Origin of the sequence: Leisingera coralii (assembly GCF_049056525.1) — a bacterium.
GTDB classification, from domain to species: domain Bacteria; phylum Pseudomonadota; class Alphaproteobacteria; order Rhodobacterales; family Rhodobacteraceae; genus Leisingera; species Leisingera coralii.
In genome coordinates, this window is sequence record NZ_JBHUPT010000044.1 from 44,321 (window position 1) to 54,946 (window position 10,626).

At 67.6% G+C, this 10,626-nt stretch carries 6 protein-coding genes; all 6 read left to right on the forward strand.

The window, feature by feature from the left end; all coding sequences use genetic code 11:
* Window positions 1-5 precede the first annotated feature (5 nt).
* Genes ACFMBG_RS15205 through ACFMBG_RS15230 form a run of 6 tightly spaced genes read left to right on the forward strand, consistent with a single transcriptional unit; the run spans window position 6 to window position 10,536 of the window.
* Entirely contained in the window at window positions 6-1,022 is a 1,017-nt protein-coding gene (locus ACFMBG_RS15205; protein WP_421055545.1) for a glycosyltransferase family 2 protein, read from the forward strand.
* Entirely contained in the window at window positions 1,019-5,581 is a 4,563-nt protein-coding gene (locus ACFMBG_RS15210) for a MupA/Atu3671 family FMN-dependent luciferase-like monooxygenase (RefSeq protein ID WP_421055546.1), read from the forward strand. The genes ACFMBG_RS15205 and ACFMBG_RS15210 overlap by 4 nt, the downstream gene beginning before the upstream one ends.
* On the forward strand, window positions 5,578-6,267 hold the full coding sequence (locus tag ACFMBG_RS15215; RefSeq protein WP_421055547.1) for a 4'-phosphopantetheinyl transferase family protein: 690 nt from the start codon (window positions 5,578-5,580) through the stop codon (window positions 6,265-6,267). The genes ACFMBG_RS15210 and ACFMBG_RS15215 overlap by 4 nt, the downstream gene beginning before the upstream one ends.
* Window positions 6,267-7,202 (forward strand): hypothetical protein, encoded by a 936-nt coding sequence (locus tag ACFMBG_RS15220; RefSeq protein WP_421055550.1) that lies wholly within the window; start codon window positions 6,267-6,269, stop codon window positions 7,200-7,202. The genes ACFMBG_RS15215 and ACFMBG_RS15220 overlap by 1 nt, the downstream gene beginning before the upstream one ends.
* A complete protein-coding gene (locus tag ACFMBG_RS15225) occupies window positions 7,199-9,703 on the forward strand; it encodes a hypothetical protein (protein ID WP_421055548.1) in 2,505 nt (834 codons plus the stop codon). The genes ACFMBG_RS15220 and ACFMBG_RS15225 overlap by 4 nt, the downstream gene beginning before the upstream one ends.
* A complete protein-coding gene (locus ACFMBG_RS15230) occupies window positions 9,700-10,536 on the forward strand; it encodes a glycosyltransferase family 2 protein (RefSeq protein WP_421055549.1) in 837 nt (278 codons plus the stop codon). The genes ACFMBG_RS15225 and ACFMBG_RS15230 overlap by 4 nt, the downstream gene beginning before the upstream one ends.
* Window positions 10,537-10,626: the final 90 nt, after the last annotated feature.

Below are 10,626 nucleotides of genomic sequence, written 5' to 3' on the forward strand. Positions count from 1 at the left end.
CCCTGATGACCCAGCAGCGCATCCTTGCCATCCTTCTCAACTACCGCACGCCGGAGATGACCCTGCAGGCGGCAGAGGCGGCCCTGCGCGAGATGGAGGATCTGCCGGGCGAGCTGCTGATCATCGACAACGGCTCGGGCGACGGGTCCTTTGACCATATCCGCAGGGAGGCCGAAGCCCGCGGCTGGCTGAACAGCGGGCGGCTGCGGCTGCTGGCCTCGCCGGTCAACGGCGGCTTTGGCGCAGGGATGAACATCGGCATCCAGGCGGGCCTCGCAGACGGCAGCGCGCCGGAGTTCTATTACCTCTTGAACTCCGACGCCTTTGTGCAGGGCAGCACCATCCGCACCCTGCGCGACTTCCTGCTGGAGCGCCCCGGCGCAGGCCTGGCCGGCTCTTACGTGCGCGGCACCGATGGCACGCCGCACCGCACCGCTTTCCGCTTCCCCTCCATCGCGGGGGAGTTCGAGGCCAGCGTGCGCACCGGTATCTTTACCCGTCTGCTGAAACCCTGGGTCGTGGCAATGGAGATGCCGCAGGGCGAGGTGCAGGTCGACTGGACCGCCGGCGCCAGCCTGATGATCCGCCGCGAGGTGATCGAAGCCGTGGGCGGTTTCGACGAGACCTTCTTCCTCTATTTCGAGGAGACCGACCTCTGCCGCCGCGCCGCCCGCGCCGGCTGGCGCACCCACTATGTGCCCGCCAGCGAGGTGGCGCATGTGGGCTCTGCCTCTACCGGCATGAAGGGCTGGCAGCGCACGCCCGGCTACTGGTTCGACTCGCGCCTGCATTACTTCGTCAAGAACCACGGCCGTGCCTATGCCACCGCCGCCACGATGGCCCGCATCACGGGCAGCCTGATCTATGGCCTGCGCCGCCTGATCCAGAACAAGCCGCAGGCCGATCCGCCGCATTTCCTGCGCGATCTCTGCCTGCACAGCCTGCGCGCGCTGATTGCGCCGCGCCGCACACCGCCTTCGGAAACGCGCCTCCCTTCTCCGCTTGCAAAGGAGCAGAAATGACCGCATTCACCTGTGCCCTGATCGGCAATGAATCCCTTCTGATCGGCTGCGCCGATGCGCTGCTGGCCCGCGGCCACCAGATCCGGGCGGTGGTTTCACAGGACGCGGACATCCGCGCCTGGGCCGCGAACAAGGGGCTGACACTCCTGGATAAACCCGCGGAGCTGACCGGCGGTTTCGATTGGCTGCTGTCAATTGCCAACCTCGCCGTGATCCCCGACGACGTGCTGGCCCTGGCCGCCAAGGGCGCGGTCAACTTCCACGACGGCCCCCTGCCCCAATACGCGGGCCTCAACACCCCCAACTGGGCGCTGATCAACGGCGAGACGCAGCACGGTATCACCTGGCATCTGATCGAGGGCGGCGTCGATGAGGGCGATATCCTGGCCCAGCGGATGTTTGATGTGGCGGCGGATGAGACCGCTTTCAGCCTCAACTCCAAATGCTACGCGGCGGCGATGGACAGCTTTGGCGAGGTGGTGGCGCAGCTAGAAACCGGTGAACTGAACCGCCGCAAACAGGACCTGAGCCAGCGCCGCCTGTTCAAAAAATCCGACCGCCCGGCCGCAGGCGGGATGCTCGATTTCACCCAACCTGCAGAAGAACTGGCCCGGCTGGTGCGGGCGCTCGATACTGGCGGTTACTGGAACCCGATGTGCGCTGCCAAGCTGCGCGTCGGCGAGGCCGTCGTGCTGGCAGGCGGCGTGGAAACTGCCGAGGGCAGCGGCGAGCCAGGTACCGTGCTGGAGGTTGCCAAGGAAAGCCTGACAGTCGCTACCGGCGATGGCGCCCTGACCCTCTCCCGTCTGACCACTCCTGCAGGCCAGCCGCTGGACATTTCCAAACTGGCCAAAGCCGGAGACAAAGTTCCCTCCCCGACCGCAGCAGAGGCCGAGGCTCTCACCGCACGCCTTGCTGCGGTTCAGGGCGGCGAAAGCCATTGGCGCCGGCGGCTTGCGGCGATGCAGCCGGTGCAGGTGCCGCTGGCCTCGGATACCGGCGGCAACGGCTCCATCCGCCGGGACATCGCCCTGCCCGACGGTCTCAGCGAAGAGCACGCCGCCACTGCCGCGCTTGCCTTTGCCCTGCTCAGCAACGGCGGCGAAACCGGGGATGTGGCGCTGTCCGTAGAAGGAATGGAGGGCCTGCCCGGCCTGATCTCAACCTGGGTGCCCTTGCAGGCCCGGCGGCAGGACAGCGTTGCGGCCCTCGTGGAGCGTACCGCGCAAGAGATTGGCAAGGCACGGAAATCCGGCGGTTTTGCCGAAGACCTGGTAGCCCGCGATCCGGGGATTTCGGCGCAATCCATGCCCGGCATCGGCCTGATGCTGGGGTGCGATGCGGCGGTTGATGGCTGCACCGCCACGGTGTCGCTGACCGATGGCGCCATGGCGCTGCACTGTGACACGGCCGTCCTGACTGACGAAGCCGCTGCCCTGCTCGCCGCCCGGCTGGAGCTGGTGCTCGGCGCCATTTCCGAAGACGGCAGCCGCCCGGTTGCGGAACTGCCGATCCTGCCCGAGGCAGAGCGCAAGCTGCTGCTGGAGGACTGGAACCAAACCGCATCGGAGTATCCCGCGGATCTGACCATCCACGCGGCGTTTGCGGCGCAGGCCGCCAGGACCCCAGAGGCCACCGCGCTGGTGTTCGAGGACCAGAGCTTCACCTATGCCGAGGTCAATTCCCGCGCCAACGCAGTTGCCGGGCGCTTACGTGAAATGAACGTAAAACCGGGTGTGCATGTGGGCATCCACATCCGCCGCGCGCCGGAACTGGTGTTCGCGGCGCTCGGGGTGATGAAGGCCGGCGGCGCCTATGTTCCACTGGACCCCGCCTACCCCGCCGACCGCATCGCGCATTACATCGCTGACAGCCAGGCGCAGGTGATCGTGACACAAGCCGCGCTGGCCGCCAGCCTGCCCGCGTCAGGCGCGCAGGTATTGGACATTGAATCTGTCACTGCGGGGACGGGCGAGAATTTCGACGGCGGCGCCACCGGCGCCGATCTGGCCTATCTGATCTACACTTCCGGCTCGACCGGCCTGCCGAAGGGGGTGATGGTCACCCATGCCAATGTCTCGAACTTCTTTGCCGACATGGATCAGCGCATCCCGCACCAGCCCGGCGATGCCTGGCTGGCGGTGACCAGCCTCAGCTTTGACATCTCGGTGCTGGAGCTGTTCTGGACGCTGTCGCGCGGCTTCAAGCTGGTGCTGTCGAGCGACGAAAGCCGGCTGGAGCTGTCCAAGGGGCCGGTGTCCCTCAGCGGCCGCAAGATGGATTTCAACCTGTTCTATTGGGGCAATGACGACGGACCGGGACCGCAGAAATACCATCTGCTGCTGGAAGGCGCCAAGTTTGCCGATCAGCACGGGTTCAACGCGGTCTGGACACCGGAGCGGCATTTCCACGCCTTTGGCGGGCCTTACCCGAACCCCTCGGTCACCGGCGCCGCAGTCGCCGCGGTGACGCAGAACATCGGCGTGCGCTCCGGCTCCTGCGTGGCGCCCTTGCACCATCCGGCGCGGATTGCCGAGGAATGGGCGGTGATCGACAACCTGACCGCAGGACGGGCCGGGATCGGTTTTGCCTCCGGCTGGCAGCCGGATGATTTCATCCTGCGCCCCGAAAACACCCCGCCTGCCAACAAGCCCGCGATGTTCGAAGCCATCGAAACCGTGCGCAAGCTGTGGCGCGGTGAAGAGGTTTCCTTCCCCCGCAAGGACGGCGGCGAGCACGCCGTCGTCACCCAGCCCCGCCCGGTCTCCCAGGAGCTGCCGGTCTGGGTCACCACCGCCGGCAACCCGGAGACCTGGCGCGAGGCGGGGGCGATCGGGGCAAACGTGCTGACCCACCTGCTGGGCCAGAGCATCGACGAGGTCGCGGGCAAGATCCGCATCTATCACGAGGCCCTGCGTGAGGCGGGCCATGACCCCGCGGATTTCAAGGTCACGCTGATGCTGCACAGCTATCTGGCGGAAACCCGCGAGGAAGCCCGCCGGGTGGCGCGGGAGCCGATGAAGGACTACCTGCGCTCCGCTGCCGGGCTGATCAAGCAATACGCCTGGGCTTTCCCCGCCTTCAAGAAACCCGAGGGCGTGAACAACCCGTTCGAGATGGATCTGGGAATGCTGTCGGAGGAGGAGCTGGAGGCGATCCTCGACTTTGCCTTTGAGCGCTATTTCGAGGACTCCGGCCTGTTCGGCACCATCGGGGACGCCTGCCAGCGGGTGGAGCAGCTGAAGCGGATCGGTGTGGATGAGGTCGCCTGCCTGATCGACTATGGCATTGCGCCGGAGGTGGTTCTGGAGGGGCTGAAGCCCTTGGCCGAGGTGCTGCGCCTGTCGAACGCGCCGCAGGAGCTGGCAGCGGATGATTTCTCGCTGGCCGCACAAATCGTGCGGCATGAGGTCAGCCATATGCAGTGCACGCCGTCGATGGCGCGGATGATTGCTGCGGATGCAGACGCCAGCGCCTGCCTGGGCCAGCTGCAGCATCTGCTGGTTGGGGGCGAGGCGCTGCCGGGCGATCTGGTGCAGGCGCTGCGCGAGGCGACCCGGGCAGAGATCCATAACATGTACGGGCCGACCGAGACGACAATTTGGTCCACGGTGGAGAAAATCTCCGCTGTCCCCGCGGGGACAGCCGGGATTGGCTCGCCGATTGCCAACACGCAGGTCTTTGTGCTGGACGAAAAACAATCGCCTGTCCCCGCGGGGACTCCCGGCGAATTGTACATCGGCGGCGCAGGTGTCACCGCAGGTTACTGGCAGCGGGAAGATCTGACGTCTGAACGGTTCGTTAACGCACCGTTCGCTGAGGGCCGGCTTTACCGCACCGGTGATCTGGTGCGCTGGACGGCGGATGGCACGCTCGCCTTCCTGGGCCGCACCGACCATCAGGTGAAAATCCGAGGCCAGCGGATTGAGCTGGGCGAGATCGAGGCGGCGCTGGCGGCGCAGCCGGGTGTGACCGGCGCCGTGGTGGTGCCGCGCGGTGACGCAGGAGCCGAGCAACTGGCGGGGTATGTCACCGCCTCTGCGCCGGTGTCCGAGGACACGCTGAAACAGGCGCTGGCGACCCGGCTGGCAGAAGTGATGGTGCCTTCGCATATCGTCACGCTGGAGGCTTTCCCGCTGACGCCGAACAAGAAAATCGACCGCAACGCGCTGCCGGACCCGCAGCCTGCGCGGGCAGAGGCCGTCCCGTCGGTGCCGCTCGATGCCGGCGCGCAGGCCAGGATCGCCACGGTCTGGAGCCGCATCCTGGGCGTTAGCGGCATCGGCGCGCAGGACAACTTCTTTGCCTTGGGCGGCCATTCGCTGCTGGCGGTGCAGGCGCACCGCGAGCTGCGCGCGGAACTGGGCACGGCGGCGCTGTCGATTACCGATATCTTCCGCTTCCCGACGCTGGCGGGGCTGGCGGCGCATATCGAGGGGCTTGCAGGCACCCCGGCAAATACGGAAGAAAAGCCCCAGGACACCGCAGGGCCGGACCGCGCCGACACCATGTCGAAACGGCGGGCGATGCGGGCAAACCGCAGGGCAAGGACCGGATGACGGAAACCAACAGCAAACTTGCGGAGCGGCTGGCCCTGGTCCGGCCGCTTTTTGCCGCCGATGTGGCGCTGGCCGGGGCGGACCCGCTGGGCGCGCCGCCGGCCCCCTTGGAAGCTGAGGCCGCGGGGCTGTCGCCCAATGCGGTGGAGAAGCGGCGCAACGAGTTTGCTGCCGGGCGGTCTGCCGTGCATCAGGCGATGCAGCAATTGGGGCTTCCCCCTGCCCCGGTGCAGGTCGGCAGCGACCGGGCGCCGGTCTGGCCTGCAGGCGTGGTCGGCTCGATCACCCACACCAAGAGCTGCGCCATGGCGGTACTGGCCCGGGAGGGCGCGGTGCAGGCCTTGGGCATCGACGTGGAGGAAGACACGCCGCTGAAGGATGAGCTGCTGCCCGCGATCTGTTCGGAGCGCGAGCAGGCCTGGCTGCGGCGGCAGGACAGCCCGGGACAGATGGCCAAGGTGATCTTTTCCGCCAAGGAAGCGGCCTACAAGGCCCAGTACACGCTGAGCCGGGCGTTTTACGGCTTTGACGGGATGGAGCTGGAATTCGATCTGGCGGCGGGCGCCTATCAGGCCTTTTTCACCGCCGACCGGCCGCCGTTTGCGCGCGGCGAGGCGGTTGGCGGGCGGTTTGCGGTTGGCGCGGGCCTCATCATGACCACGGCGGAAATCCGGGGGCGCGGATGATGGGGCGGCGCGGGTTTCTGGCCTTGGGCGCTGCCGCGGCAACGCTGGGGCTGATGGTGTTTGCAACCCGCAGCCGGTCTGTGCCGGTGCCGCCGCCGCTGGACCCGCCGGAGGGGCCGCTGAAGGTGTTCCACCTGGGCCATTCGCTGGTCGGGCCGGACATGCCGCATATGCTGGCGCAGCTGGCGCCGGAGGAGCACGGGTTTAACAGCCAGCTGGGGTCTGGCACGCCGCTCAGGGCGCATTGGGAGCCGGGGGAAGATATCCTCGATTTTGAAACGGCCAACCGCGCGCCGGCCTTCCGGGAGGCAAAGGAGGCCATCGGCTCGGGCGAATACGGTGCGGTGGTGCTGACCGAAATGGTCGAGCTGCGCGATGCAGTCAAGTATTTCGATGCGGCCAAGTATCTGGGGAAATGGGCGGATCTGGCACGTGGGGCTTCGCCGCAGCCCCGCCTGTATCTTTATGAGACCTGGCACCGGCTGGATGACGCCGATGGCTGGCTGGAGCGGGTTGACGGCGATCTGGAGGCACTTTGGGTCGGCAAGCTGCTGGCAGCGGACAGCCGCCGCAACCCGCAGCATCCGGTGTACCTGATTCCCGGCGGCCAGGTGCTGGCAGCGGTGGCGCGGGCGGCGGAGGCTGGGGAGATCCCGGGCCTCGCTTCACGTGAATCGCTGTTTGCGCGCGCACCTGATGGTGACTTGGACACAATCCATATCAACGATCTGGGTGCTTATGTGATCGCCCTGACGCATTACGCGGTGCTGTATCAGCGCACTCCTGCCGGGCTGCCGCATGAGCTGACCCGCGCTGATGGCAGCCCGGCGGAGGCGTTCGGCGCTGAGGCCGCCGCCAAGGTGCAGCAGATCGTCTGGCAGGTGGTGCGCAGCCTGCCCCGCACCGGTCTGGCCGCGGCGGGGGCGCCGGCATGAACCTGGATGCGCTGATCACCTCGGTTGTGATGATCGGCCATTCGCTGTTCGGGCCGGACAACCCGCAGATGCTGGAACAGCTATTGGACGCGCGCGCTGAGGCCACTGTGGAGGCGCAGATCATCAATGGCGCGCCGCTCAGCTACAACTGGCAGCACAGTGCCACCGCGGAGGGCGTTGATTCACGTGAAAGGCTGCGCCGGCCAGCGGATGCAGTGATCGTGACCGAGGCCATCCCGCTGGCCAATCACCTGAAGTGGAACGATACCGGAGGCGCGGTCACCCGGTTTTACGAGCTGGCGCGGGCGGCGAACCCGGATGTGGACTTCTACCTGCAGGAAACCTGGCACAGCCTCGACAGCGGCACCGGCGCCGCGGTTCCCTTTGACGACGGCGCGGATGTGCCCTGGCGGCAGCGGCTGGAGCAGGATCTGCCGCGCTGGCAGGCGGTGGTGGACGACGTAAATGCCGCAACCGGCGGCGATGTGAAGCTGCTGCCCGCAGGCCAGGCGATGGCGCGGCTGGACGATGCGATCCGGGCGGGCACGATGCCGGGGCTGAGCAGCATCCGCGATGTCTTTGCCGATGATATCCACCCCAACGCCACAGGGTTCTACTTTCTGGCGCTGCTGCAATATGCGGTGCTGACCGGGGACAATCCCGCAGGCCTGCCGCACCGGCTGACGGACCGCTGGGGCAAGCCCTACCCGGCGCCTCCGCCCGGACTGGCGGAGCGGCTGCAGGACATTGCCTGGGCCGCGGCACAAGGCGGCAGCGTGCGCACGGCAGCCCTGCCCGCTGACCCGGCGGCGCTGCCGCAGGATCCGGTGCTGCCCGTGCTCAACGCGCCGGAGCTGGAGGACGTGCCGGAATTGACAGGCAAACCCGCCCGCCAGCCCCTTGCCATCAACCTGGCGGGCATTGCCGACTGGAGCACCCAGGCGCCGTTCCTCGACCATTTCAAGACCGCGCGGCCTTGGATCGGCCATCTGCCCGGACAATGGGGCGGCGCAGATCATGGCGACCTGCTGGCCGCAGGCTATCTGGACCCGGATGGCTGGCCCACCGCGATCCCGCCGGAGCTGGGCTCGATCGGGACGGTGATCCTGACCGATCTGCCGGAGGACGCGGTGTCCCTGAAGGGCCGCTATGTGCTGCGGTTTGAAGGCGCAGGCATCGTCGAGGTCTCGGGCCGCGCGGAAAATGTCCGCTATGGCAAGGGCGAGGTGCGGTTTGATTACACTCCCGGCCCCGGCCCGGTGGAGATCCGTATCCAGCGCATGGGCCGGGATGGCGGCTATGTCCGCAATATCACCGTGGTGAAGGAAGAGAATCTGGAAGCCTTTGACGGCGGCGCCCTGTTCAACCCGCTGTGGCTGGAGCGGCTGGAGGGCTTTACCGCGCTGCGGTTCATGGACTGGATGGCCACCAATGACTCAGCCCAGACCGGCTGGGAGGACCGCCCCCTGCCCCGGGACTACACCTGGGCGCTGAAGGGCGTGCCCGCTGAGGTGATGGTGGCGCTGGCCAATACACTGGGCGCCGATCCCTGGTTCACCATGCCGCATATGGCGGATGACAGCTATGTCCGGCAGTTCGCCCGGCTGGCGGAGCAAGGGCTGGACGAGGAATTGCGCGCCTATGTCGAGTATTCCAACGAGGTCTGGAACTGGCAGTTCCAGCAGGCCGCCTGGGCCGATGCCCAGGCGCAGGCCCGCTGGGGCGGCGAGGGCCTGTGGATGCAGTTCTATGGCGGCCGCGCGGCGGAGGTGGCGCAGATCTGGACCGAGGTATTCGGAGCGGACAGCGGTCGGCTGGTGCGGGTGATCTCCTCGCAGACCGGCTGGCTGGGACTGGAGGAGCAGGTGCTGACGGCGCCGCTGTGGAAGGCCGAGCGGGCGGACAGGCTGGCCCCTGCAGCCTATTTCGACGCCTATGCGGTGACCGGGTATTTCGGCGGCGTTCTGGGGTTGAAGGACCGCGCCGGGCAAGTGCGCGCCTGGCTTGCCGCCAGCCGGGATCTGGCCCGGGCGGTTGCCGCGGACCGCGGGCTGAGCGGTGCCGCGGCGGCAGAATTCGTCGAGCGGCACCAGTATGATGCAGCCTCTGCTCAAGCCAGTGCTGAGCTACGCGACGGTCTGATCTCTGGCGACAGCGCCGACACGCTGGCGGACCTGCTGGGCCGGGTGCTGCCCTATCACGCGGGTGTCGCGCAAAAGCACGGGCTGGAACTGATCATGTATGAAGGCGGCAGCCATGTGGTCGGGATCGGCCCGATGGTGGAGGACGGCGCGCTGACCGGCTTTTTCACCCATTTCAATTACACGCCTGAGATGGGCGCGCTTTACCGGGAGCTGCTGGTGGGCTGGCGCGCGCTTGGCGGGTCGCTGTTTACGGCCTACGCCGATGTGGGGGTGCCCGGCAAATGGGGCAGCTGGGGGGCCTTGCGCACCTTGAGCGATGCCAACCCGCGCTGGGACGCGCTGGAGGCGGTGAAATGACCCCCCGGGTGTCGGTGCTGATCCCGGCCCATAACGAGGCGGGATATATCGTGGCCTGCCTGGGGGCGGTGTTTGCCTCTGAGCCGCTGCCGGGGGGCATGACGGGCGAGGTTCTGGTGCTGGCCAATGGCTGCACCGACGGGACCGCGGCGCTGGCCCGGGCGTTTGAGCCTCCGCCCGGCTGGACACTTGAGGTGCTGGAGCTGCCCGAAGGGGGGAAGCTGCGGGCGCTGAACGCGGGCGATGCCGCCGCACGCGGGGATATCCTGATCTATCTCGATGCCGACGTGATGGTCTCGCCCGCGCTGATTGCGCAGCTGGCTGCGGCCCTGGCGGTGGGCGTACCGCGCTATGCCAGCGGCCGCCCGCAAGTGGCGCCTGCCCGCAGTGCGGTGACCCGGGCCTATGCGCGGCTGTGGGTGCGGCTGCCGTTCTTCACCCGCGGCGTGCCGGGGTTTGGCGTCTTCGCCATGAACCGCACCGGGCGGGAGCGCTGGGGGGATTGGCCGGATATCATCGCCGACGACACCTTTGCCCGGTTGAGCTTTGCTCCGGCGGAGCGGATGCAGGTGGCAGCAGGCTACAGCTGGCCGATGGTGGAAGGGTTCCGGAACCTGGTGCGGGTGCGGCGGCGGCAGAACGCCGGGGTCACAGAGGTGGCGGCCCGGTTTCCGCAGCTGCTGCGGAATGATGACAAGCAGCCGGCGGGCGTCGGTGCGGTGCTGAAGCTGCTGGCGGCGGATATGCCGGGGTTTCTGGTGTATTGCTGCGTTGCCCTGGCGGTCAAATCGCCGCTGTTTGCCTCCCAAAACCGCTGGACCCGCGGCCGCTGACTGCGTTTGCAAAGGCGCAGCCCTCCCGCGCCCGCAGGATGCCCTGGCTGCGCCAGCACACCCTTGGCGGCCTTGGGGGGGGGGGGGGGG